This window comes from Micromonospora sp. WMMD1120, assembly GCF_029626235.1.
Taxonomy (GTDB): domain Bacteria; phylum Actinomycetota; class Actinomycetes; order Mycobacteriales; family Micromonosporaceae; genus Micromonospora.
In genome coordinates, this window is record NZ_JARUBO010000005.1 from 6,936,402 (window position 1) to 6,959,991 (window position 23,590).

Consider the following 23,590-nt stretch of genomic DNA (forward strand, 5'->3'; position numbering starts at 1 on the left):
GGTGGCCCGCCGCCAATCGCCGGTTAGGTTGTGCCGGGAGCGAGGAGGCGGTGATGGACGGAACACCGGAGCGTGGCAGCGGTCCGACCGGGGCTGGTCCGGGGCGTGCCACCGCGGACCCGGCGGGACCGGAGCGGACCGAGTCGCTGGCGGATCTGCTGGGCGGGCGACGCGGCGCCGTCGACGCCACACTGCCCCCGGTGGCGTTCGCGGCGGGCTGGCTGCTGGGTGACGAGTCGTTGTGGGCCGGGGTCGGCGCCGCGCTCGCGGTGGGCGCGGTGGTGGCCGGCGTACGCCTGCGTCGGGGTGACCGTCCGCGCTCGGTGCTGATCGGTCTGCTGGCCGTCTGTGTCGCGGCGTTGATCGCGGTACGCACCGGCCGGGCCGAGAACTTCTTTCTGATCCAGGTGCTGTCCAACGCCGCGAGCGCTCTCGCCTGGACGGTCAGCATCGTGGTGCGCTGGCCGCTGCTCGGCGTGCTGGTCGGCGCGGTGCTCGGTCAGCGCGCCCGGTGGCGGCGGGACCGGGCGCTGCTGCGCGGGTACGGCCGGGCGAGTTGGGTGTGGACGGCGACCTACGTGCTGCGCGTGGCGGTGTTCGTGCCCCTGTACCTGGGTGGGCAGGTGCTCGCGTTGGTGGTGGCCCGGGTGGCGTTGACCTGGCCGCTGGTCGCCGCGGCGCTCGCGTTGAGCTGGGTGGTGCTGCGGCGGTCGTTGCCGGCCGGGCACCCGGGTCTGCGCCATCCGGTCGTCGAGGGACCGGTCGCCGGGCCTCGCTGAGCCGACGCGTCCACGACGGATCGTGGGCAAAAAAGTGGAGAGGCCGCCACGGGGGGAGCGGCCTCTCCGGTGACGTACGTTACTCCGTTCGGGACCCCGGTGTGATCCCGTGACGGCCCGAATTTCTGGGCTTTTTTGCGGCTGGCTCCAGTCCGGGCGGTGGGGTGGGCCAAGCCGATCCGCTGCGTCGGCCAGATGGCCGGCCCACCCCGGCCTGACCGTGGGTGTCAGGCCGTCCGCCGGTCGGGGTCCGTCGTTCCCCGGACCCCGCCGGACCCCGGGGTGGGCGGTCCACGCCACCCACCCCGGGTCGTCTGTCAGCCGTTCGGGAACAGGCTGCCGTAGTCGGCGTACGCCATGGCGACGTCAGCCTGTGCCCAGAACCGGTGGTAGTTGAAGGTCGGTTCCGGGCCACCGTCCAGGTACGCCTGCACCTTCGGCCAGTCCGGGTCGTTCTTGTAGAAGGACCGGATGTCGAGGAAGCTCTTGCCGGCGGCGATGGCGTCACCGTTCGGCATCTCCCCGGTCCAGCCGGACGGGACGTACAGGCCCTGCCCGGTGGAGGCGTTGTAGACGTCGTCGAAGCGCCGGTAGTCGCCGCGCGTCTCGGTGGTGGAGACACCCTTGGCGTCGCTGGCCGCCGACAGCGCGTCCAGCAGGCCCTTGGCGGTGGTCTTCGCCGCCGCGTTGCTCGACTTGGCCGCGTACGCGATCAGGGTCCGGGCGTAGGCGGCGGTGACGCCGACGTCCTGGCCCTTGGTGATCACCTCGACGTGCAGGTTGGTGTTGGGCTGCGGGTTGGACGGGTTCCAGGTGGTCGGCTGACCGGTCCACGCCATGTCCGACGGGATCGACCAGTTGGCGCCGAGCGTGGTGTTGGCGATCGCCCACGGCACCCACTTGTCCAGCAGCGCCTTGGCCTTCGCGTTGCCGGTCTGCAGGTACAGCTCGGCGATGCGCTGCATCGACCAGGCCTGCATGCCGAACCACTGGTTCGACGGCGGGTCGTTGTAGACCGGGTCGACGTCGTAGAACATGCCGTAGAAGGTGCTGGTGCCCGCCGGCGGCTGCGCGTAGCTGCCGTCCCAGCTGTTGGTGGCGCCACCGGCGATGCCGCCCTCGGCGGACTGCAGCCAGGTGTAGAACTCCAACTGCCGCTCGAAGCTCTTGGTCCAGTCGCTGGCGGCGGTCGGCGACTTCGGCGCCAGCTCCGGGGTGTTGGTCAGCGCCCAGGCCGCGAACGGGTTCTGGTAGCCGAAGTGGTTGTGGCTGGAGCCGATCCGCCAGGACCAGTTCTGGCTGGTGTCGTACGCGCCGCCCCAGGCGTAGTACCAGGACAGCAGGTAGTGCGCCGAGTCCCGGCCGCTGCCGGCGGGGCAGGTGCTCGCCCCGACGCAGTTGCCGATCTTCTTGAAGTACTTGTCGAACATCGCGTACCGCAGGTAGTCACCCATCTTGGCGGCCTTGGTGATGGTCGCCGCGACGTCGGCCTGCTTGCCCTGCGCCTTGGCCCAGGTCAGCGCCCAGTACGCGGCCTGCACGGCGCGGGCGTCGGCGTCCGGGGCGTTGGTGTACTTCCACTGCTTGGCCGGGGCGCCGGTGTCCTTGACGAACAGGTCGAGGTAGCCGTACTGACCGCCGTGCGCGAAGGTGTCGCAGGAGGGCTGCGGGATGGTCTCCCACACCGACTCCTGGGTGCCCCGCTGGAAGGTGTTGATGTAGGCGGGCTTGGTGGTGCCGTCACCGCAGCGGCCGAAGCCGTAGGTGTTGTCGACGTCCATCAGCCAGTGCATGCCGTAGATGTCGCCGGTGCCGTAGGTGGACTGCAGCTCCGAGCGCAGCGGGTCCTGCCCGACGGGGACGTTCGGGTTCAGCGCCGAGGGGTACTGGCTGGGCAGGTTGTACTCCGCGGCGTACTGCGGCGTCCCGGCCGAGCCGGACGTCGGCTGGTCGGCATGCGTCGGGATGATGTACTTCTCCATCACCGTCCAGGCGTTGTTGAACGGGGCCCAGTTCTGGGTGACCCGCCCGTAGTTCGCCTCCAGCCAGAGCCAGAAGCTGAACGCCTCGGAGGTGGTCTCGTGACCGTGGTCGGGTGCTTCCACGATCAGCGTCTCCACCGAGTGGTACGGCACGCCCTCGGGGCTGAAGTAGCCCGAGTTCTTGATCTTGCCGTACTGCTCGAGGAACTTCGCGATGTAGGTGTTGTCGCCGCCCGGGGTGTCGTTGTCGATCTCGGTGGCGGTGACCGCCAGCGAGGCCAGCCCCGTGGCGGAGGCGGTGATGGTGGCGGCGCCACCGGCGGTGTCGGCGTCCTCGGCCGCGGCGACCGTGACGGTGACCCCGGTGTTCCAGTTGCTCGAGGTCAGCGTGGCGCTGGTCGGCGAGACCGTGACGTCGGAGTCGCCGGTGCGGGTGAGGGTGACCGGCACGCTTGCCGTCGGCGCGGCGCTGAGCTTCAGGTTGAAGGTGGCGGTGCCACCCTCGGCGACGCTCACCGCGGACGGCGTGGCGACGAGCTGCGGGCCGCTGGCGGCGCCGACGGTGAACGCCTTCTCGTCGACCCCGATGCCGTTGGCGTTGTCGTAGGCCTTGGCCTGGACGGTGTAGCTACCGGCGGGCAGGTCCTCCTGCGTGTAGGAGTACGGCGCGCTGGTGTCGGTGTTGATCAGCAGGCCGTTGCGGTAGAACTCGACCTTGCTGATGGTTCCGTCCGGGTCGCTGGCGGTGGCGGTCAGCGGCACGTCGGCCGGCGCGGTGAACGGGCCGGCCGGCAGGCTCAGCGAGACGGTCGGCGGCTGGTTGGCCGGGGTGCCGTTGCAGGGCGTGCCGTTGAGCGTGAACGCGGTGGGCTTCGGGTTGCTGCCCGAGTGCGCGCCGTTGAAGCCGATGGTGGTGGAGGCCCCGGTGGCGAGGTTGCCGTTGTACGACTCGTTGGTCGCGGTGACCTCGCTGCCGGTCTGGCTGAACCGGGCCGACCAGCCCTGGACCACCCGCTGGCTGCTGTTCGGGAAGGTCCACTTGAGCGTCCAGCCGTTGATCGCGTCGCCCAGGTTCTTGATCGTCACGTTGGCGGTGAAGCCGGTGTTCCAGTCGTTCGTCGCGTAGACCACGTCGCAGGCGGGCGCGGCCTGTGCGGCGCCGGCGGGCAGGGTCACCCCGCCGACGGCGAGCACGGCGGCGGCGACTATCGCCACGCGACGGCGTCGTGCCAGTTGTCTCATGTGCGCGGTGTCTCCTCGGGCCAGGCCGGGATGGTCCCGGCGGGGCGCCTGCCCGCGGGGGTGCTGGTCCGCAGGGGATTCGAGGCGCCGGAAAGGTGGTGGGGGGCCCCGGGCCCGGCCGGGGTCAGACGGTGCGGCCCGCACGGGACGGGTCCCGTCGGCTGCATGGGTAACCGTGACCGGCCTGGTGTCGCCGGCTGCCCTCGGTGGACCCGCGCTCGCGCGACGTGGCTCCGGTCGCGTCGAATCGACAGTGTGCCATGGAAGCGCTCCCACAACAAGCGCGCGGGACGCCTGAGCGCATCGTTGTTTCGATCTCGTTTTGGGTCTTTCACAAAGGCGTGACGGGCGTTACAGTCGCAACATCGGTCGATGGGAGCGCTTCCATCGACAAGGTTCCAAAAAGAAGATCGCCGGGGACCGTTCCTGACGGCCCCCGGGGAACCAGACCGAGGGCCGACGACGGGCCAGCCCGGACGCCGTCGTCAGCCATCGTCCCGCCACACGGAGGGAGGTGGAACCAGAGCCACTCGCGTGGCCCGGCTCCCGCGCGACACGCACGGCAGGACCCAAATTCCGCCCGCGCGTGTGCAGTTACGGTGGGGACGGGGGTTGCCCTCCCCCGTCCCCACACTAAACCCCCGTACACGATAGGAAAAGAGGCCGACGGGACAGGCGCGCCGCGCCGCCCGGACGGCCTCGTTCGCTGCTCGGGGCCACACCCGCCACCAGCCCGCCAGCGCCGGCCGCCAGCACGGCCGGCTGACCGGGCGGCAGCGCCTGCCCTATCATGGGAGCGCTCCCGAACTTCCGGCGGTGGCTCCGTATCCACGAGGAGAATCCATGTCGATACCTACCGGGCCCGCCGGCCCGTTGCGCTTCCCGGACAACTTCGGCTGGGGCGCGGCGACCTCCGCGTACCAGATCGAGGGCGCCACCAAGGAGGACGGGCGCGGCGAGTCGATCTGGGACACCTTCAGCCGCGTTCCCGGTCGCACCCGCAACGGTGACACCGGCGACGTGGCCGCCGACCACTACCACCGGTACGCCGAGGACCTCGACCTCATGCGCGACCTCGGGTTGCGCAGCTACCGCTTCTCCATCTCCTGGCCACGGATCCAGCCCGACGGCACCGGCGCCCCCAACCAGCGCGGGCTCGACTTCTACCGCCGCCTCGTCGACGGCCTGCACGAGCGTGGCATCAGCCCGATGGCCACGCTGTTCCACTGGGACCTGCCGCAGGCGTTGCAGGACGCCGAGGGGTGGGAGTCCCGCGACACCGCCTACCGCTTCGCCGACTACGCCGACGCGGTCTTCCGCGCCCTCGGCGACCGGGTGCCGGTCTGGCTGACCATCAACGAGCCCAAGACAGTGGTGCAGAACGGCTACCTCATCGGGCACCACGCCCCGGGCCGCCAGGACCCGGACGCCGCGTACCTGGTCGCCCACCACCTGCAACTCGCCCACGGGCTCGCGGTCGAGGCGCTGCGGGCCACCGGCAGCGACAGCCGGATCGGCCCCGCCCTCAACCTGCACCCCTGCTACCCGGCCGACGACTCCGCGCGGGCCGCCGCCGCCACCCACCTGCACGACGGCTACGAGAACCGGCTCTACCTGGACTCGCTGCTCAAGGGCAGCTACCCGGAGGACGTGCTGGCCGACCTCGGGCCGCAGAGCCGGATGGTCCAGGGCATCCGCGAGGGCGACCTGGCCATCATCTCCGCCCCGGTCGACCTGGTGGCGGTGCAGTACTACACGCCGATCTACGTCACCGGCGACGGCGGCACCGAGCACCGCTGGCCGACCTCCGAGGCCGAGTGGCAGCAAATTTACCCCGACGGCATGTACGACATCCTGACCCGGGTCACCCGCGACTACGGCCCGATTCCCCTCACCGTGACCGAGAACGGGCTCCCCACGCCCGACACGATGGGCGCTGACGGCACCGTCGACGACGCCGGCCGGATCGCCTTCCTCCGCGACCACCTCGCCGCCGCGCACCGGGCCATGGCCGCGGGCGTGCCGCTGGAGAGCTTCCACGTGTGGTCGCTGCTGGACAACTTCGAGTGGGCCGAGGGGTACGACCAGCGGTGGGGCCTGGTCTACGTGGACTACCCGACCCAGCGGCGGGTGCTGAAGAGCAGCGCCAGCTGGTACCGCTCCGTCATCGCCGACGGCGGGTTCTGAAGGGTCGGCCACCCGGATGACCGGGCCCGGACGGCTCGGCTCCGGTGAGCCGGTGACCGTCCGGGCCTCGGCCGGGCCCGTCAGCGGGGCAGCGCCTGCTGCAACTCCGCCCGCAACGCCGGGGTGAGCATCTCCCCCGCCTGCTTGGCCAGCCGGGCCATCTCGTAGCCCACCACACCGATGTCCGCGTCCCCGGCGGCGAGCGTGGCCAGGATCGAACCGTCGCGGATCTGCATCACCAGGAAGTAGCCGCGGCCCATCTCGACCACCGTCTGCTTGACCACATCGCCGTCGAACATCTGGGCCGCGCCCGCCGTGATGCTCATCAACCCGGAGGTCACCGCGGCCAGCTTGTCCGCGTTGTCACGGGGCAGGTGGTCGGAGATGGCCACCAGCAGCCCGTCGGAGGAGACCACCACCGCGTGCGCCACGCCCGGCACACGCTCGGCGAACGCGCTCACCAGCCAGCTGAGGTCACGCGCCTCCTGGCTCAACGTCGTCACTGTCGTCGTCCCCCTTCGTCGTGCCCCCCGGACGGTGGCACGGGTATCTCGGTGGTGTCCTCGGCCTCGGCGCGCCGTACTCCGCTGTAGAGCCGCGAGAGCATGCCGCCGACCGCCTCCGGGTCCGGGTCGGTGCGGGTCGGTGCCGACGTCGGTTGCGCCGAGCGGGTGACAGCGCTCAACTGCGCCATGGGCACCCGCACCGGCAGCCCGCGCTCGTTGGTGCCGGCGGTCACCGGGATGGTCGGCGGGGCCACCGGCGGGGGCGCCGCCGGCGTGGACGGGCCCTGCCGCGAGTACCAGCCGCCGCCGTCGCGCGTGGCGGCCGGGGTGAGGACGTCCTCGGCGCGTACCGGCACCGGTCGGCCCTGACGGGGCACGGCGGCGACCGGCGGGCGGCCGGCCACCGGCAGGTCCCGCGCGGCGCCGCCCAGCCCCGCCGTGGCGGGCGCGACCATTCCCCGGGCCGCGCTGGTCGCCAGCATGCGTGCCGGCGCGGGTTGGTCCAGCTCCCCCTGGCCCGGTGTGGCCAGCAGCATCGGAGGCAGGCCGAGCCGGGCGACCAGGCCGCCCTCGCCGCCGTGCAACCGCACCTGTACGCCCAGCCGCGACGCCAGGTGGCTGACCACGAACAGACCCATCCGTTCGACAGCCGCGACGTCGGCGGCCGGCGGGCTGGACAGGACCGTGTTCGCCTGTTCGAGCGCTGTCGGGCTCATGCCGAGGCCACGGTCGGCGATCTCGATCACCGCCGCCGCTCCCTCGGCGCGGGCGGTCACCACCACGGCGGTGTCCGGGCGGGAGAAGACCGTCGCGTTCTCCAGCAACTCGGCCAGCAGGTGCACCAACTCGCCGACGGCGTGCCCGACCACGTACACGTCGGCCACCGACTCGATGCGGACCCGCTGGTACTGCTCGATCTCGGCGGCGGCGGCCAGCAGCACCGCGCCGAGGCCGGCCGGCCGGTTCCACCGCCGGGTCGACTCGGTGCCGGCGAGCACCAGCAGGCTCTCGTCGTTACGGCGCATCCGGGCGGCCAGGTGGTCGAGCTTGAAGAGGTTCTCCAGCTGGTCCGGGTCGCTCTCCTCGCGCTCCAGGTCGTCCAGCAGCTCCAGTTGGCGCTCCACCAGCACCTGGCTACGGCGGGCCAGGTTGACGAACATCGCGTTGACGTTGCGCCGCATCAGCGCCTGCTCGACAGCGACGGTGACCGCGCTGCGGTGCACCGCCACGAAGGCCTCGGCCAGCTCACCGATCTCGTCGAGGGAACGCACCACCGCCGGCGCGACCTCGATGCTCGGCACCCCGCCGGTGACCGTCTTGAGCCGGTCCAGCGTGTCCGGCAACTCGTCCTGGGCGATCTTGAGCGCCTGGCTGCGCAGCAGCCGCATCGACCGGGCGACCGACCGTCCGACGAGCAACGAGATCAGCAGGGCGACCAGCAGGACCGTGACGACCCCGCCGACGACCAGCAGGGTCGCCCGGAGCTGGCCGCTGCTGGCGTCCTCGGCCTGCCGCACGGCATCGTCCAGCACCCCCGCCTCGATCTGACGCAGCAGCTCCTGCCGCTGCTGGCTGGCCTCCCACCACTGCTCCGACGGCAGCACCTCGCGCGCCGCGCCACTGGCCGGCAGGCTGCGCTCCTCCAGCCGGGTGGCGGCCACGAACAAGGGGGCCAGCGAGGTCTCGTCGTAGCGGCGGACCTGCTCGGCGGTCGCGGCCACCCGGAACGCGCCGAGCGCGGTGAGCTGCTGGGCGCGCAGGTCGGTGAGCGTCACCCGGTCCTCGGTGCTGTAGCGGCCGGCGCGGGCGGCGGCGTAGAGCTGGGCCCGCACCTGGGAGGACAGCTCCTTCACCCGGGCCAGTTGCACGTAGCGCAGCACGGCGTCGTTCAGCGCCGGCTGGTTCTGACCCGGGGTCGGCTCGGCGAGCAGGTCGAGCATCGCGCTGACCGCGCGGTTGTAGTTGCCCAGGATGGTGTTGCTGCTCAGCACCGCCGGCGGGATCGCCGGCCGGACGTCGACCACCTGGTCGTACGCCTCCAGGGCCTGGGAGAACGCGACCCGCCACGACGCGTCGGCGTCGGCCAGGGGTTCGGCCGCCCGGCGGAGGTCCACGATGGCCTTGTCGGTGGACGCCTGCAACTGTCGCAGCGAGCTCGCCGCGGCCTGCCGGTCGCCCCCCTGGCGCAGCTCGCTCAGCTCCCCCGCCGACCGGTCACGCTCCTGCTGGAGCTGGTGCACCGCCGCGGTGATCTGCCGGCCGATGCCGACCTGGCCGGAGAAGTCGTTGAGTGCCGTCGTCCGTCCCACCAGCGCGTTGGTCTGCACCCCGGCGAGCAGCAGGAACGCCATCGACGGCACGACCAGCACGGTGGCGAGCTTGGTGCTCATCCGCCAGTCGCGCAGCCGGAACGGCGACCGCCGCCGGTGCGGGACGACGCGCACGTCGAAACGACGCCGGCGATGGTTGGACACCGCGCCGTTCGCCGGCTCGGAACCTCTCGCCACCCTGCCTCCTCCGTTGCCGCGTCCACCGCGGTCCGGGGAGCGCAGTCCATCCAACCAGGCTCGGGAGCGCTGTCAACGGCCCGAACAACGTGGAAGTTCAGGAAGGATACTGCGGGTGGGATCGTCCTGCCGTGCCCGGCAAGACGAGTTCGTCCGTCCGGCCGATGTCGGCGAGCTGAATCGCGTCACCGAAGCGGCCCATCGCCACCAACGCGGCGCCGGTGGCACCGATCTCCGGGTTGCGTTGGTGCGACACCGGCCGCGGCGCGAGCGCGGTGGCGAAGGCCTGCCGCCACCACACCGAGGCGGCCACCGCACCCCCGCCCAGCACCACGCCGACCGGTTTGTCGATGGTGGACTCCAGCACCGCGAGGTCCTCGGCGACCAGCTCACACAGCCCCTGCATCAGCCCGGCCAGGATGTCGACGGCAGTGGTGCCGAAGCTGAGGCCGCGCAGCTCGCCGCTGCCCGCCGGCGACAGGCCGGGCGCCCGGTCGCCGCCGAAACGGGGGTCCGCCGGTCGGCCACCGCCGGCCGGCACCAGCGCCAGCGCCGCGTCCAGCTCCGCGCCCCGGGGCAGGCGCAGCTCCCGGTCCGCCCAGGCGAAGAGGTTGCCCCCGTTGGCGTACGCCGCCCCGGTCACCACGTGGTCGTGGTCGACCCGGTACCGCCACAGCCGTTCGGGGAGGCGCGGCAACTCCTCGCCGGCCGGGATGCGCTGCATCAGTCGTACGGCCGCCGAGGTGCCCACCGTGACGGCGGCCCGGCTCGGGTCGACGCAGCCCGACCCGACGTTGGACGCCCCGCCGTCACCGACCGGCGGTGACCAGCGGGCCTGCGCCAACGCGGGCCACCGACGGGCCAGGTCGACCCGCAGCCGGCCATGCCAGTCGAGCGCGCCGAGGGACGGGAGGTCGTCCGGTCCCGCCCCGGCCAATGCCAGCGCCTCGTCGTCCCAGGTCAGGGTGCGCAGGTCCAGCAGACCGGTGCCGCTGGCCTGGGAGATCGACATGGGGGCGTCGTCCAGCAGCTGGCCCAGCACGTACTCGGGCAGGCCGACGAACCGGGCGATCGGCGTGCCGGACTGCTCGCGCAGCCAGGGCAGCCGCATCGACCAGTACGAGCGGTGCCACCAGCAGCCGGTGCGCTGGTGGAACGCGTCCGGAGCGGCCGGACCGGCGCTGGGGCCGACCGGCGTGGGCCGGGTGTCCAGCCAGGTGACGACCGGGCCCATCGGAACGCCCTGACGGTCCAACGGAAGCACCGAGTGCCACTGGGCGGAGACCGCGACCAGGCCGACGTCGCGCAGGTGACCTGCCTCGGCCAGCTCGTCCAGGCACTCGACCAGGGACGCCAGGTAGTCCGGGCCGGACAGTGTGCCGGTGCCGTCGTCGCCGATGGCGAGGTCGACCTTGCGCCGGGCCAGCGCGCCGGGCATCGGCTGGGTGTCCGCGTCCAGCACCAGCCCGCGCACCGACGAGGTGCCCAGGTCGAGCGCGAGAATGTTCATCGCCGGTCAAGTTACCCGGTGCCAGGCGGGCGCCGGGCGGGTAGGGTGGATCACATGCTCGCGCGTCTGACTTGCTGGTGGCCCGCCGACCCGGCGGCCATCTCCCGCGCGTAGCTTCCACCACGCGGCCGCCCATCGAGGCGGTCGCCGGATCTCCCGGCCGGATGGGCCGCCCGACGGGCGACGCCCGGCCCAGACGGGACATCCGATGACACACCTGACCGACCTGCTCGCCGCCGTCGACGACGGCGTCGACCCCGGCCCCTTCGCGCTGCTGCGCCGCGACGGGGCCGCCGAACTGGACCTGCTCACCGGCCCGGTCGACACCTTCGAACGGCTCGCGGACCTGCCGCTGACGTCGGGGCCACCCGGTGCGCGGGCGCTGGCCCTGGTGCCGTACCGACAGGTCACCGAGCGCGGCTTCGCCTGCGTCGACGACGACGCCCCGCTGGAGTGCCTCCAGGTGCGTCAGCACCGGCGGATCGCGCTGGCCGACGCTCTCGCCGTACTGCCCGACGAGCCGGTCCGCACCGACGACGCCGGCTTCGACGTCAGCGACGAGGAGTACGCGCGGACCGTGCAGCGGGTGCTGTCCGAGGAGATCGGCCGTGGCGAGGGCGCGAACTTCGTCATCCACCGCACCCTGCGCGCCACTGTGCTGGGCCCGCCGCTGCGCGCCGCGCTGGCCGCGCTACGCCGGCTGCTGGTCGCCGAGCGCGGCGCGTACTGGACGTTCGTGGTGCACACCGGCGCCCGGACACTCGTCGGCGCGAGCCCGGAGCGGCACGTCAGCGTGGACGACGGACTGGTGATGATGAACCCGATCAGCGGCACCTTCCGCTGCCCCGACGGCGTCGTCGACCGGGCCGCCCTGCTGCGGTTCCTCGCCGACCCGAAGGAGGTCGAGGAGCTGTACATGGTGCTCGACGAGGAGCTGAAGATGATGGCCACCGTCGCCGAGCGGGGCGGGCAGGTCATCGGCCCTTACCTCAAGGAGATGTCGCACCTGGCGCACACCGAGTACCTGCTCGCCGGGCAGAGCACCCGGGACGTGCGGGAGGTGCTGCGCGAGACGATGTTCGCGCCCACCGTCACGGGCAGCCCGATGGAGAACGCCTGCCGGGTGATCGCCCGGCACGAGCGCCGGGGCCGGGGCTACTACGGCGGCGTGCTGGCGTTGCTCGGCCACGACGACGCCGGCCGGCAGACGCTCGACGCCCCGATCCTGATCCGGACGGCCGAGATCTCCCCCACCGGCGCGCTGCGGGTGTCGGTCGGCGCCACACTGGTCCGCCACTCGACGGCCGTCGGAGAGGTGGCCGAGACGCACGCCAAGGCCGCCGGTGTGCTGGCCGCGCTGGGTCTCGGGCCGGCGGCGTCCGCCGGCGACCGGCTGCCGGTCGCGCGGCTGGCCGACGACCCGGCGGTACGCGACGCGCTGGCCGCGCGCAACGCCCCGCTGGCCCGGTTCTGGCTGGACCAGCGGGCGCCGGACGCGCCCGGCCTGCCCGGACTGGTCGGCCGCCGGGTGCTGATCGTGGACGCCGAGGACACCTTCACCGGGATGCTGGCCCACCAACTGGGCGCCCTGGGTCTCGTGGTGACCACCCGGGGGTGGCGGGAGGTCGGCGCGCTGGACGCCTACCACCTGGTGGTGGCCGGGCCCGGCCCCGGCGACCCCGGGAGCGCGGACGATCCCAAGGTGGCAACGCTGCGCGGTCTGCTGGTCGAGCGGTTGACCGCTGGCGGTCCCGTCCTCGCGGTCTGCCTCGGCCATCAGGTGCTGGCCGGGCTGCTCGGGCTCGAACTGCACCGCCGGAAGGCCCCCTACCAGGGGCTGCAACGGGAGGTGTCGCTGTTCGGCAGCACCCGTCGGGTCGGCTTCTACTCCACCTTCACCGCCCGCGCCGCCTCCGACCGGCTGGACACCGCGTACGGGCCGGTGGAGCTGGCCCGGGACGCTGTCGACGGCGCCGTGCACGCGCTGCGGGGCCGCGGCTTCGCCGGTGTGCAGTTCCACGCGGAGTCGGTGCTCAGCCCGGACGGGCTCGCGGTGCTGACCGAGTTGGTGACCGAGCTGCTGCCGGCGCCCCGGCGGGACGAGCTGTCCACCACGGGCGGGCGCGCATAGCCCCCGGCTCGGAGGGTAGGGCTGGATCGACCGGTGGCGTGGACGGGCCGAGAGCCCCCGCCCGCGCCACCGGTCGCCACGCCGGTCAGCCGGTCAGGCCCTTCTTCAGAGCGGCCCCCATCTGCACCGCCCGGCGTGCGGTGAGCGCGCAGGCCTCCAGCGCCACGGCGTCCGGAGCGATCTCCCCGTTGTTGCTGGTGTGCGAGGGCCCGTACGGGTTGCCGGCGATGAACTGGCTGGTGTCGGTGTAGCCGGGCACGACCACGACGCCACCCCAGTGGTAGAAGACGTTGAACAGCGAGGTCAGCGTGGTCTCCTGCCCGCCGTGCGAGGTCGCCGTCGAGGTGAAGGCGGAGTACACCTTGTTGGCCAGCGCGCCCTGTGCCCAGAGCGGGCCGGTGGTGTCGATGAACTGCTTCAACTGGGCCGCGATCATGCCGTAGCGGGTCGGCGCGCCGAGGATCACCACGTCGGCCCAGGCCAGGTCGTCGATCATCGCCTCGGGCACGTCCTGGGTCTCCAGGTGGTGGGCCTGCCAGCCGGAGTTGGACCGGATCGCCTCGTCCGGGGCCAACTCGCGGACCTTGCGCAGGCGCACCTCGGCACCGGCGTCCCCAGCGGCCTCGCAGACAGCCTGCGCCATCTGGTAGGTGATGCCGGTCGCGCTGTAGTAGATCACCGCTACCTTGGTCTGGGCCGCCATCGGATGTCCCCTTCTCGTCTCGGATCAGCTCCGCGACTACCCGCTGAGAACCCGCTCTAACGAGACCGTGCCGGGACTCTCGGCTCAAATTTTCCGCAACTTCCCGACCGTTTCGGTCCGGTGCCCACCGCGGGCGGCGATCCTGTAGTCCATCGGTGTCGGCGGATCGGTCTGCCGCCCCGCGTGGGGGACCTGAACGGGGGATCGCGCTTTGCCGGCAACCCGCTGGCGAAGCGCGATCAGGGGAACGCAGCGCGGGACGGCGCCGACCGCCACCGGTCGGTCTCAGCCGACCAGGGCCGCCATCAGCCGATCCAACTCGGCCTCCGGATCGATGGTGAGGCCGGTGTGCACCGGGCCGGTCTGGATCATCGTGCTGCGCGGAGCGGCCAACCAGTGGAACCGCTCACCGAGGCGCATCCGGGTCGCCGGCCCGTCCCCGGAGCAGGTGCGGTCCCAGGAGTCGAGCACCGCGGCCACCGCCGGCAGGTCCACGTCGGGCGCGAGCGCGCGGGCCCGGTCCGCGTCCAGCCGCGTGCGCGCGGCCAGGAAGTCACGCTGCTGGCAGTAGAGCAACACCCCCACGTTGATCTGCTCGCCGCGCTCGATGCGGGGCACCAGCCGGATCAGCGCGTACTCGAAGGGATGCCTCATGCCGCCCTCCCGGATGGCAGCCAGTCGGCGGTGCGCGCGACGCGACCCGACAGGTGCCGCAGGTAGGCGTCGCGCGCCTCCTCGGCCGTCGCGAAGTCGGCGGCGGTTAGCCACGCGTCCGGCACCACTGCCAGCACCTCGGCGAGCAGCTCCGGGGTGACCCGGGCGGCCAGCTCCGCGTCCGCCTCGGCCAGCCGCGAGGCGTACGGCGCCAGCACGTGGTCGTCGCCGCGGTAGGCACGGTGCACCACCGCCTCGGCGCGCGGCCAGTTGTGGTGGAAGTACAGCGCGGCGCCGTGATCGATCAACCACAGCTCGCGGTGCCAGATGAGCAGGTTGGGGTTGCGCCAGCTCCGGTCGACATTTTCGACGTACGCGTCGAACCAGAACACCCGCGACGCGAGCACCGGGTCGACCGGGTGCGCCACCGGGTCGAAGCCCAGCGCCCCGGGCAGGAAGTCCATCCCCAGGTTGGCGCCGCCACTGTTGCGCAGCAGCTCCTGCACCTCCTGGTCGGGCTCGGCGCGCCCGATCACCGGGTCGATGTCGAGGACCACCAGCGGCGGCACCCGCAGGTCGAGCCGACGGGCCAGCTCACCGCAGATGACCTCGGCGATCAGCGCCTTGGGCCCCTGCCCGGCGCCCCGGAACTTCGCCACGTACGTGCCCAGGTCGTCGGCCTCCACCACGCCCGGCAACGAGCCACCCTCGCGCAGCGGGGTGACGTACCGGATCGCGGTGACCTGGCGGAGCACGCCGCCCACCCTACTGGGGCTGCGTTGACGGCCGGCACGCCAGTCCTCGACCGGGCCGCACCCGCCCACGGCCGGACCACGCGCCGCGGGGCGCGGGCGTGGTCCGCCGTCCGTGGGAGCCGCTGGTGTCAGTCAAGCCTGTCGCGGAGGTCGTCGACCTGGTTCTGGAGGCGGTCCACCGCGCCCTCGTTGTTGACGAACGTGGTGATGCCCGCGGCGAGGCCCAGGCCGATCAGGACGGCCAGGATGCTCAGCACCAGGCCCCCGATGGCGACGCCCCGACCGGTCACGCCCGGTCGCTGGGCCATCTTCAGCCCGACGATGCCGAGGATGATGCCGATGATGCCCAGCACCAGCCCGATCCAGGCGAGGATGGCGGTCAGCACGCTGAGCAGGCCGGCGACGCCGAAGACCAGGGCGAAGGTGGCGGCCGCGCTCGTCTTCGCGCTGGCGTCACCCCGATGGCTCCGAGACCCGGCCGTCACGCCGGCCCCCCGGGCCGGCTCGCTTGCGGCAGTCATGGGAAGTCCCTTCCGTACGCGCGGCGCGCGCACTTCCGCCGCGCCGCTTTCCCAGGTCGACCGCCCTTACGCCTCCCGTCTGCCGGAGTGTCGGTGGGCCGACCTAGGCTGGCCGTCCGGCCGTGGAAAGGACGTCCGATGCCTGCCGACCTCAGCGCGGCCGACGCCCTGGCGCTGCGAACGACCAGCCTGCTGTTGCGCCCGCACCCGAGCACCCGCCCCGGCACCGTCGCCGACGTGGTGGAGTGGTTCGGCGCGATGCAGGCGCAGGACCTGTCCAGCGGGCTGTGGTCGCTCGGCGTGCGACTGCCCGGCCACACCGTCGACGACGTACGGGCCGCGTTGGAGCGGCGCGAGGCGCTGCGCACCTGGCCGATGCGGGGGACCGTACACTTCGTGCCGCCCGCCGACGCCCGGTGGATGCTGGAGCTGACCGGCGTCCGCGCGCTGGCCGGCTCGGCGACCCGCCGGGCCCGGCTCGGTCTCACCGAGGCCGACGAGGACCACGCGCTGGACGTCCTCGGCGGCGCGTTGGCCGGCGGCGGCCGACTCACCCGGGCGGAGTGCCTGGCCGCCCTGCGGGCGGCCGGGGTGGGCACCGACGGGCAGCGCGGCTACCACCTGCTCTCGCAGGCGAGCGTGCGCGGCGTGACCTGCCTGGCGCCGAACGTCGGCACCGAACAGACCTTCGCCCTGCTGGACGAGTGGGCCCCAGCGCCCCGCCGGCCGGAGCGGGACGAGGCGCTGGCAGTGCTCGCTCACCGCTACGTCCGCGGGCACGGCCCGGTGACCGACCGGGAGTTCGCCGGGTGGAGCGGCCTCACCCTCACCGACTCCCGGCGCGGCCTGGCCGCCCTCGGCGACGCCGTCGTCGAGGTCCGGGTCGAGGGCGAACCGATGTACGTCGACGCGGCGCTGGCCGACGCTCCGCGCGCGCCGCTGGACGCGGTGCTGGCACTGCCCGGCTTCGACGAATACCTGCTCGGCTACCGGAACCGCACGCTGATGCTCGACCCGGCGCACCGGGCGGCGGTGGTGCCGGGCAACAACGGCGTCTTCCGGGCCACCGTCGTCCACGCCGGCCGGGTGGTGGGTGTCTGGAGGCGCGCCGTCGGCCGTTCGGCGGTCACCGTGACGATCCAGCCGCTCGTGACGCTCGACGCTGCCACCCGCGGCCGCGCGGAGCAGGCGCTGGGGCGTTACGCCGACTTCCTCGGGTTGCCGCCCCGCGTCGCCTGGCTGCCCTGAGCGGCCGGCCTCACTCCGGGTCGACCGGTCGGGGACGGGCGGCGCTGAGCAGGTCGACGATCCGCTTCACCCGGGGGTCCGCGCGGATCTGCGCGACGCCCGCCGGCAGCGGCAGCCGCCAGTTCGGATACTCGTCCACGGTGCCCGGCATGTTGGGTTGGCGCACCTCGCCCAGCACGTCGTAGAGCGAAACGCCCAGCAACCGGGCCGGGCTGGCCGCCAGCGCGGCATGCATCGCCACCACCACCTCGTCGTCGAGCGGCGCACCGCCGGCCCCCGGCCCGGCATCCCCCGCCTCGGGCCGCGCCGGGCCGGGGCCGGTCGCCGCCTCAGGCCGCGCCGGGCCGGGGCCGGTCGCCGCGTCGGGCAGGAGATGTTCGGCTCGCAGCATGTCGAGCAGCCGGGCCCGGTCGGCGCTGGCGCGGGCCCGCTCCACCGCCACGTCGGTGCCGAGCAGCTTCAACTCGTCGCGCACCCGCACGTGCTCACCGGTGAGGAAGCCCGGCGCGGTGGGCAGGTCGTGGGTGGAGATCGTGGCGAGCGCGTTGCGCGGCCACCGGGCGGGTGGGACGAAGTCGCCCTCGTCGTCGCGCGCGAACCAGAGCACAGTGGAGCCCAGCATGTTGCGTCCCCGCAGCCCCCGGGTCACCGCCGGTTGCACGGTGCCCAGGTCCTCCCCGACCACCACCGCTCCGGCCCGGTGCGCTTCCAGCGCGAGTATGCCCAGCATCGCGTCGGCGTCGTAGCGCACGTAGGTGCCCTCGGCCGCCCCGCCGCCCGGCGGCACCCACCACAGTCGCCAGAGCCCGGCGACGTGGTCGACCCGCAGACCGCCGGCGTGCCGCATCGCCCGACGCAGCATGTCCCGGTAGGCCGCGTAACCGGTGGCGGCGAGCCGGTCCGGACGCCACGCGGCGAGCCCCCAGTCCTGACCGAGCTGGTTGAAGTCGTCCGGCGGCGCCCCTACCCGTACGCCCTGGGCCAGCACGTCGGCGAGCTGCCACCCGTCCGCGCCGCCCGGGTCGATACCGACGGCGAGGTCGTGCACCACGCCGACCGGCATCCCCGCGGACCGGGCCGCCGCCGTCACGGCGTCGAGCTGCTCGTCGCACAGAAGTTGCAGCCAGGAGTGGAAGGCGACCCGGCCGGTGAGTTGCCGGCGCTGCTCGGCGACAGCCGGGGAGTCGGGGTGGTGCAACTCCGCCGGCCACGCACGCCAGTCGTTGCCGTGCCGCTCGGCGAGGGCGCACCAGGTCGCGAAGTTGGTCAGCGCCGGGTCCGCCGCGAGGTCCACCGGCTGCGCGTACGGGTGCAGCAACTCCAGGGCATGCCGCTTGGCGTCCCACACCTCGTCGTAGTCGATCAGCGGCCCCCGGTCCGGGCGCAACGCGTCGACGACCGCGCGGGTCGCCGGGTCGGCCGCCCGGTACGCGGCCGTGTCGCTGACCCGCAGGTAGAGCGGGTTGACGAAGCGCCGGCTGGCGGGAGAGTAGGGCGAGGCGGCGACCGGGTGCGCCGGGCCGACCGCGTGCAGCGGGTTGAGCAGCACCAGACCGGCACCGGTGGCGCCGGCCCAACCGGTGAAGTCCGCCAGGTCGCCGAGGTCGCCCATTCCCCAGGAGCGGTCCGAGGTGAGCGAGTAGAGCTGGAGCATCCATCCCCACGTACGCGGCGGCACCGGCAGCCGACGGGGCACCACCACGAGTGTCGCCTCGCGGTCGGCGCAGGCCAGCCGATGCCAGCCGAGCGGTAGGTCCGGGGGCAGCTCCGCGTCGACAGCGCGTCGGCCGCCGTCCTCCAAAGTCACCACACCCGGACCGGGGAGCGGACGGGTGGCACCCCGGGCGAGCACCACGGTGTCCGGCAACGCGTTCCGGTCGACAGCGCGGACGGCGGCGAGCGCGTCGGCGATGGCGGTCGGGCTGCTGGCGTCCACACCGAGCAGGCCGAGCACGCCCACCACGGTCTCCGGCGCGACCTCGACACGCCGGTGCCGCCAGTCCTCATACCAGGTGGAAACGCCGCGCGCAGTGGCCAGCGCGGCCAGCCCTCGCTTCATTGTGCCCCCCGCTCCACGACGCACTCTCCAACCACCCTCCCACGCAATCCCCCACCCCGCAGAACACCAGCCCCCACCCCACACCCTCCCCCGCCCTGCCCCGCACTCTCACCCCGCCCCGCCCCGCCCCGCCCTGCCCCGCACCCCGCCCCCGCCACACCCCGACCCCGGCCCACCCCACCCCACCCCGCCCCACCCCGCCCCGCCGATCTTGCGGTTTCTGTCGTGGCAAAAGGCCTATTCCAGGCCTATCGACATCCGCAACTGCAAGATCGACGCGGGGCGGGGCGACGCGACGCGACGCGGGGTGGGGTGGGGTGGGCGCGGGGCGGGGTGGGGCGCGTAGGGCGGGGGTCGTGGGGTTCAGTCGGCGAGGGCGCCTGCCGAGTGGCCCTCGTGCAGGGTCAGGTTGCGTCCGGTGGACGGGTCGAACAGGTGGATTTTCTCCAGGTTGAACCAGACCCGCCGGGTCTGTCCCTCGGAGACCGGGGACTCGGCGGACAGCCGGGTCACCAGGTTGCCCCCGGCGCCGGCGAAGTCGGCGGCGCCCGCGTCGGCGGCCAGCTCCTCCAGTTCGGCGGCGCTGGCCTTCTCGCCCTCCACAGTGAAGTAGACGTACTTGTCCGAACCCATCGACTCGACGATGTCGACCGGCGCCTCGAACTCCATGCCCCGTCGGCGGGTGTCGTCGTCGACGAGTTCGGCGTCCTCGAAGTGCTCCGGCCGGATGCCGAGGATCAGTTCGCGGGGCGCGTCCGCCGCCTCCAGCTCCCGCCGGATCCGGTCGCCGAGGGGTACGTCACCCAGCGCGGTGCGCAGCCCGCCGTCCTGCACGGCGGCGTGCAGGAAGTTCATCGACGGCGAGCCGATGAACCCGGCGACGAAGAGGTTGCGCGGGTGGTCGTACAGCTCCTGGGGAGGGCCGACCTGCTGCACCGCTCCCCCGCGCATGATCACCACGCGGTCGCCGAGGGTCATCGCCTCGGTCTGGTCGTGCGTGACGTACACGGTGGTGGTGCCGAGCTGCTTCTGCAGGCGGGACACCACGGTACGCATCTGGACCCGCAGCTTGGCGTCGAGGTTGGACAGCGGCTCGTCCATCAGGAACGCCTTCGGCTGCCGGACGATCGCCCGGCCCATCGCCACCCGCTGGCGCTGGCCGCCGGAGAGGTTGGCGGGCTTGCGGTCCAGCAGCGAGGTCAGCTCCAGCACCTTGGCCGCCTCGTCGACCTTGGCGTTGATGGTCTCCTTGTCGAGCTTCGCCAGCCGCAGCGGGAACGCCATGTTCTCCCGCACCGTCATGTTGGGGTAGAGCGCGTACGACTGGAACACCATGGCGATGTCCCGGTCCCGGGGGGCCTTGTCGTTGACCCGCTGCCCGCCGATGCGCAGCTCGCCGGAGCTGATGTCCTCCAACCCGGCGATCATGTTGAGGGTGGTGGACTTGCCGCAGCCCGAGGGCCCGACCAGGATCACGAACTCGCCGTCGGCGATCTCCAGGTCGACGTCCTGCACGGCGACGGTCCCGTCCGGGAACCTCTTGCTCACCTTGTCGAGCACGATGTCAGCCATGACTACTCACCTATCCCTTGACTGCGCCGGAGGTCAGCCCGGACACGATGCGACGCTGGAAGAAGAGGACGAACAGGATGATCGGCACGGTGATCACCACGGCGGCGGCGCAGATCGCCCCGGTCGGGTCCTCGAACTGCGACTCGCCGGTGAAGAACGACAGCGCGACCGGCACCGTACGGGCGCGTTCGGTGGAGGTCAGCGTGATGGCGAAGAGGAAGTCGTTCCAGCAGAAGATGAAGACCAGGATCGCCGTGGTGAACAGACCGGGCGCGGCCAGTGGCGCGATCACCCGTCGGAACGCCTGCCCCTGGGTGGCGCCGTCCATCTTCGCGGCCTTCTCCAGGTCCCAGGGGATCTGCTTGAAGAACGCCGACAACGTGTAGATGGCCAGCGGCAGCGCGAAGGTGATGTACGGCAGGATGAGCCCGGGCCAGGTGTCGAAGAGGCCGAGCTGACGCTCGATCTCGAACAGCGGCGACACCAGTGACACCTGCGGGAACATGGCGATCAGCAGGGAGACCCCGACCAGCAGCCGCTTGCCGGGGAAGTCCAGCCGGCTGATCGCGTACGCGGCCATCGCCCCGAGCACCACAGCGATCAGCGTGGCGATCAGCGCGATGCCGATGGAGTTGACCAGCGCCCGGACGAACTGGTCGGTGTCGAAGATCGTCCGGTAGTTGTCGAGCGTCCACTCCCTCGGGATGAACTTCCCGTCGGTGAGGGTGGCCGGCGTCTTGAACGACAGCGACGCGATCCAGAGGACGGGGATCAACGCGAAGACGACCACCAGGACGTCCAGCAGACCCCAGCGCAGCTTTGCCTTGGCAGTGGTGTCGACGGCCATGTCAGCGCCTCTCCCCGTCGTCGCTGCCGGGGGCAGCGGTGCCGAACAGCTTCACGAAGACGAAGGCGATGATCGCCACGGTGATGAAGATGAGCACCGACATCGTCGAGCCGATGCCGAGGTTGAGGCCCCGGATCAGGTTGTTGTAGGCGAGCATCGACACCGACGAGGTCTCGTTGCCGCCGGCGGTCAACACGAAGATGTTGTCGAAGACCCGGAACGCGTCCAGGGTGCGGAACAGCAGCGCGACCAGGATCGCCGGCTTCATCACCGGCAGCATGACCTTGGTGAACTTCTGCCAGCCGGTCGCGCCGTCGGTGGAGGCCGCCTTGAGCAGATCCTCCGGCACCAGCGCCAGCCCGGCCATCAGCAGCAGCGCCATGAACGGGGTGGTCTTCCAGATCTCCGCGAGCATGATGATCGCCAACGAGCTGGCCCGCTCGGTGAGCGGCGCGCCGTCGCTGAACAGGTTGGCCAGGTAGCCGGTGCCGGGCGTCCAGGCGTACCGCCAGGAGAACGCGGCGACCACGGTGACGATCCCGTACGGGATGAGGGCCGACGTGCGCACGATGCCGCGCCCGACCAGGGTGCGGTGCATGATCAGCGCCAGCCCCATGCCGAGGACCAGCTCGACGGCCACGGTGACCACCGTGATCAGCATGGTCACCCCGAAGGCGGTCCACCAGAACTCGTTGGTGAGCACCGTGACGTAGTTCTCCAGCCCGATGAACTCGCGCTGGTCCGGGAAGCGCAGGTCGAAGCGCTGCAACGACAGCCAGACCGAGTAGATGATCGGGTACGCGGTGACCGCCACCATGACCAGCGCGGCGGGCGCGCAGAGTAGCCAGCCGAGCCGGCGTTCGGCCTTCTTGTTCTCGCTCAGCGGCGGCTTGCCGCGGCCGCCCCGCTGGGCGGGCACCGTGGCGGTGGGACGGGTCTCCTCGGCGGCGACGTCCGCACCGGCCGGTGTGGCGTTGACGCTCATGGAAGCACCCCCTTCGACTGGAGGGCGTCGGCGATGGCGTCGCGCAACTCGTCGGCGGTCTGCTGCGGGCGAATACCGGACGGCGGCGACAGGATCGCCGACATCACAGTGGAGATGCTCTGGTAGGCCGGCGTCAGGGGACGGGTCGCCGGTTCCTTCAGCTCCTCCAGGATGGTGTCCTTCATCGGGTACGCCTCGGTCATCTCCGGGTCGTCGAAGACGGCCTCGATGGTGGGCGGCACGCCGTCGTTGATGGCGGAGAACTTCTGGTGCTCCGCGCTGCGCAGGCACCGGGCCGCCTCGAACGACAGCTCCGGGTGCCGGGAGTAGGAGCTGACCGCCAGGTTGACGCCACCGATGGTTACCTTGCTGGGGCTGCCCTCCTCGACGCCGGGAACGCGGGCCCAGCCGACCTGCTTGGCCAGGTCCGGGTTCGCCTCCTGCAGGGCCGGGTAGACGAACGGCCAGTTCACCTGGAACGCGCCGGAGCCGGACTGGAACTCCAGCCGGACCGGGTCCTCGGTGGCGTTGCTGAACGACGGCGAGGTCACGCCCGACGTGGCGAAGCGCTTGAGCTGGTCCAGCGCCCGGACCGTGCCCTCGTCCATCACGGCCTTCGTGCCGTCCTCGTTGAGGATCTGCCCGCCGGCGCTCTCCGCGAGGGTGTTGTAGAGGACGACCAGGCCCTCGTACTGGGCGCCCATCGTGAGCACCTGGTACGGCTTGCCCTGCTCCTTCAGCTGCTGGGCCGCGCTGATCATCTGGTCCCAGGTGGTCGGCGGCTGGGGCACCAGGTCCTTGCGGTACCAGAGCAGCTGGACGTTCGTGTTCTTCGGCGCCGCGTACAGCTTGTCCTGGTAGCGGGCGGTGTCCAGCGGCCCTGCGAGGGTGCCCTGCTCGACCTCGGCCTTGTCCTGGCCGGTCCACTCCCGGAGCCAGTCGGCGCTGGCGAACTCCTGGGTCCAGGTGACGTCCAGGCCGAGCAGGTCCATGCCGGTGTCCTCGGCGGCCAACCGGCGCACCATCTGCACCCGCTGGTCGTCTGCCTGCCGGGGCAGCACCCGGTACGCGATCTCGTACCGGCCCTGGGCCTGCGCGTTGCAGTCGTCGACGACCTTCTGCAGGTTCTGCTCGGGCGGGTAGTACAGGTTGATCGTTGGTGGGCCACCATCGTCGTCCGCGCCACACGCGGCCAGTGGTGCGACGAGCGCCAGCGCGACAGCCGCCGCGCCCAGCCGCGCGACCGGACGGCGGCGGCGTCGGGCCGCTTCGGGCTCCGTCATCGCCCTCCCCCCTCTCTTCGGCGAAACCGGGGAGGGCATCCGTGCCCCGGCGCACGGCGAGACAACCCGAGCCCTGAACTGCGGAAACGCCCCGGCTCGGATGCTCCGTGCGGCTACAC

17 protein-coding genes are annotated in these 23,590 nt (G+C 72.3%); 4 read left to right on the forward strand and 13 right to left on the reverse strand.

Annotation, left to right across the window (positions count from 1 at the left end):
* Nucleotides 1-53 precede the first annotated feature (53 nt).
* Complete coding sequence (locus O7634_RS30980) at nt 54-779, forward strand: DUF3159 domain-containing protein (RefSeq protein WP_278153675.1); 726 nt, start codon at nt 54-56, stop codon at nt 777-779.
* A gap of 317 nt (nt 780-1,096) precedes the next feature.
* On the opposite strand, the gene O7634_RS30985 is transcribed toward O7634_RS30980, so the two are convergent.
* A complete protein-coding gene (locus O7634_RS30985) occupies nt 1,097-4,003 on the reverse strand; it encodes a glycoside hydrolase family 48 protein (RefSeq protein WP_278153676.1) in 2,907 nt (968 codons plus the stop codon).
* 843 nt (nt 4,004-4,846) lie between these two features.
* Between O7634_RS30985 and O7634_RS30990 the strand changes: the two genes are divergently transcribed.
* On the forward strand, nt 4,847-6,190 hold the full coding sequence (locus tag O7634_RS30990; RefSeq protein ID WP_278153677.1) for a GH1 family beta-glucosidase: 1,344 nt from the start codon (nt 4,847-4,849) through the stop codon (nt 6,188-6,190).
* An 80-nt stretch (nt 6,191-6,270) separates the two neighbouring features.
* On the opposite strand, the gene O7634_RS30995 is transcribed toward O7634_RS30990, so the two are convergent.
* The 3 genes from O7634_RS30995 to O7634_RS31005 form a co-directional block, all read right to left on the reverse strand.
* A complete protein-coding gene (locus O7634_RS30995; RefSeq protein WP_203148617.1) occupies nt 6,271-6,684 on the reverse strand; it encodes a roadblock/LC7 domain-containing protein in 414 nt (137 codons plus the stop codon).
* A 5-nt stretch (nt 6,685-6,689) separates the two neighbouring features.
* Nucleotides 6,690-9,203 carry a nitrate- and nitrite sensing domain-containing protein gene (locus tag O7634_RS31000; RefSeq protein WP_278153678.1) on the reverse strand — a complete coding sequence of 838 codons (2,514 nt, stop codon included), beginning with the start codon at nt 9,201-9,203 and terminating at the stop codon, nt 6,690-6,692.
* A gap of 97 nt (nt 9,204-9,300) precedes the next feature.
* Nucleotides 9,301-10,713 carry an FGGY family carbohydrate kinase gene (locus tag O7634_RS31005; RefSeq protein ID WP_278153679.1) on the reverse strand — a complete coding sequence of 471 codons (1,413 nt, stop codon included), beginning with the start codon at nt 10,711-10,713 and terminating at the stop codon, nt 9,301-9,303.
* A 208-nt stretch (nt 10,714-10,921) separates the two neighbouring features.
* On the opposite strand from O7634_RS31005, the gene O7634_RS31010 reads away from it, so the two are divergent.
* Complete coding sequence (locus O7634_RS31010; RefSeq protein WP_278153680.1) at nt 10,922-12,844, forward strand: anthranilate synthase family protein; 1,923 nt, start codon at nt 10,922-10,924, stop codon at nt 12,842-12,844.
* A gap of 85 nt (nt 12,845-12,929) precedes the next feature.
* Here the strand turns inward: O7634_RS31010 and wrbA are convergent, their stop codons facing one another.
* The 4 genes from wrbA to O7634_RS31030 all read right to left on the reverse strand — a co-directional run bounded on the left by wrbA (nt 12,930) and on the right by O7634_RS31030 (nt 15,477).
* Nucleotides 12,930-13,547, reverse strand: a complete 618-nt coding sequence (gene wrbA / locus O7634_RS31015) for an NAD(P)H:quinone oxidoreductase (RefSeq protein WP_278153681.1) — start codon at nt 13,545-13,547, stop codon at nt 12,930-12,932.
* 285 nt (nt 13,548-13,832) lie between these two features.
* Complete coding sequence (locus O7634_RS31020; RefSeq protein ID WP_278153682.1) at nt 13,833-14,201, reverse strand: DUF3037 domain-containing protein; 369 nt, start codon at nt 14,199-14,201, stop codon at nt 13,833-13,835.
* Complete coding sequence (locus O7634_RS31025; RefSeq protein WP_278153683.1) at nt 14,198-14,956, reverse strand: HipA family kinase; 759 nt, start codon at nt 14,954-14,956, stop codon at nt 14,198-14,200. Before O7634_RS31025 ends, O7634_RS31020 begins: the two co-directional genes overlap by 4 nt.
* A 128-nt stretch (nt 14,957-15,084) precedes the next feature.
* Complete coding sequence (locus tag O7634_RS31030; RefSeq protein ID WP_278153684.1) at nt 15,085-15,477, reverse strand: hypothetical protein; 393 nt, start codon at nt 15,475-15,477, stop codon at nt 15,085-15,087.
* A gap of 138 nt (nt 15,478-15,615) precedes the next feature.
* Between O7634_RS31030 and O7634_RS31035 the strand changes: the two genes are divergently transcribed.
* Nucleotides 15,616-16,725 carry a winged helix DNA-binding domain-containing protein gene (locus O7634_RS31035; RefSeq protein ID WP_278153685.1) on the forward strand — a complete coding sequence of 370 codons (1,110 nt, stop codon included), beginning with the start codon at nt 15,616-15,618 and terminating at the stop codon, nt 16,723-16,725.
* 10 nt (nt 16,726-16,735) lie between these two features.
* Here the strand turns inward: O7634_RS31035 and malQ are convergent, their stop codons facing one another.
* The 5 genes from malQ to O7634_RS31060 all read right to left on the reverse strand — a co-directional run bounded on the left by malQ (nt 16,736) and on the right by O7634_RS31060 (nt 23,471).
* Complete coding sequence (gene malQ / locus O7634_RS31040; RefSeq protein ID WP_278153686.1) at nt 16,736-18,784, reverse strand: 4-alpha-glucanotransferase; 2,049 nt, start codon at nt 18,782-18,784, stop codon at nt 16,736-16,738.
* 363 nt (nt 18,785-19,147) lie between these two features.
* Nucleotides 19,148-20,356, reverse strand: a complete 1,209-nt coding sequence (gene ugpC / locus O7634_RS31045; protein ID WP_278153687.1) for a sn-glycerol-3-phosphate ABC transporter ATP-binding protein UgpC — start codon at nt 20,354-20,356, stop codon at nt 19,148-19,150.
* 10 nt (nt 20,357-20,366) lie between these two features.
* Nucleotides 20,367-21,203, reverse strand: a complete 837-nt coding sequence (locus O7634_RS31050; protein WP_278153688.1) for a carbohydrate ABC transporter permease — start codon at nt 21,201-21,203, stop codon at nt 20,367-20,369.
* 1 nt (nt 21,204) lies between these two features.
* On the reverse strand, nt 21,205-22,188 hold the full coding sequence (locus O7634_RS31055) for a sugar ABC transporter permease (RefSeq protein WP_278153689.1): 984 nt from the start codon (nt 22,186-22,188) through the stop codon (nt 21,205-21,207).
* On the reverse strand, nt 22,185-23,471 hold the full coding sequence (locus O7634_RS31060; RefSeq protein WP_278153690.1) for an ABC transporter substrate-binding protein: 1,287 nt from the start codon (nt 23,469-23,471) through the stop codon (nt 22,185-22,187). The genes O7634_RS31055 and O7634_RS31060 overlap by 4 nt, the downstream gene beginning before the upstream one ends.
* Nucleotides 23,472-23,590: the final 119 nt, after the last annotated feature.

What these genes read in the sequence shown, in the direction of transcription:
- malQ (WP_278153686.1), bottom strand. Translation starts at nt 18,784, where the DNA reads ATGAAGCGAGGGCTGGCCGCGCTGGCCACTGCGCGCGGCGTTTCCACC.
- wrbA (WP_278153681.1), bottom strand. Translation starts at nt 13,547, where the DNA reads ATGGCGGCCCAGACCAAGGTAGCGGTGATCTACTACAGCGCGACCGGC.
- O7634_RS31055 (WP_278153689.1), bottom strand. Translation starts at nt 22,188, where the DNA reads ATGAGCGTCAACGCCACACCGGCCGGTGCGGACGTCGCCGCCGAGGAG.
- O7634_RS31060 (WP_278153690.1), bottom strand. Translation starts at nt 23,471, where the DNA reads ATGACGGAGCCCGAAGCGGCCCGACGCCGCCGCCGTCCGGTCGCGCGG.
- O7634_RS31050 (WP_278153688.1), bottom strand. Translation starts at nt 21,203, where the DNA reads ATGGCCGTCGACACCACTGCCAAGGCAAAGCTGCGCTGGGGTCTGCTG.
- ugpC (WP_278153687.1), bottom strand. Translation starts at nt 20,356, where the DNA reads ATGGCTGACATCGTGCTCGACAAGGTGAGCAAGAGGTTCCCGGACGGG.
- O7634_RS30980 (WP_278153675.1), top strand. Translation starts at nt 54, where the DNA reads ATGGACGGAACACCGGAGCGTGGCAGCGGTCCGACCGGGGCTGGTCCG.
- O7634_RS31035 (WP_278153685.1), top strand. Translation starts at nt 15,616, where the DNA reads ATGCCTGCCGACCTCAGCGCGGCCGACGCCCTGGCGCTGCGAACGACC.
- O7634_RS30985 (WP_278153676.1), bottom strand. Translation starts at nt 4,003, where the DNA reads ATGAGACAACTGGCACGACGCCGTCGCGTGGCGATAGTCGCCGCCGCC.
- O7634_RS30990 (WP_278153677.1), top strand. Translation starts at nt 4,847, where the DNA reads ATGTCGATACCTACCGGGCCCGCCGGCCCGTTGCGCTTCCCGGACAAC.
- O7634_RS31005 (WP_278153679.1), bottom strand. Translation starts at nt 10,713, where the DNA reads ATGAACATTCTCGCGCTCGACCTGGGCACCTCGTCGGTGCGCGGGCTG.
- O7634_RS31010 (WP_278153680.1), top strand. Translation starts at nt 10,922, where the DNA reads ATGACACACCTGACCGACCTGCTCGCCGCCGTCGACGACGGCGTCGAC.
- O7634_RS31020 (WP_278153682.1), bottom strand. Translation starts at nt 14,201, where the DNA reads ATGAGGCATCCCTTCGAGTACGCGCTGATCCGGCTGGTGCCCCGCATC.
- O7634_RS31030 (WP_278153684.1), bottom strand. Translation starts at nt 15,477, where the DNA reads ATGACTGCCGCAAGCGAGCCGGCCCGGGGGGCCGGCGTGACGGCCGGG.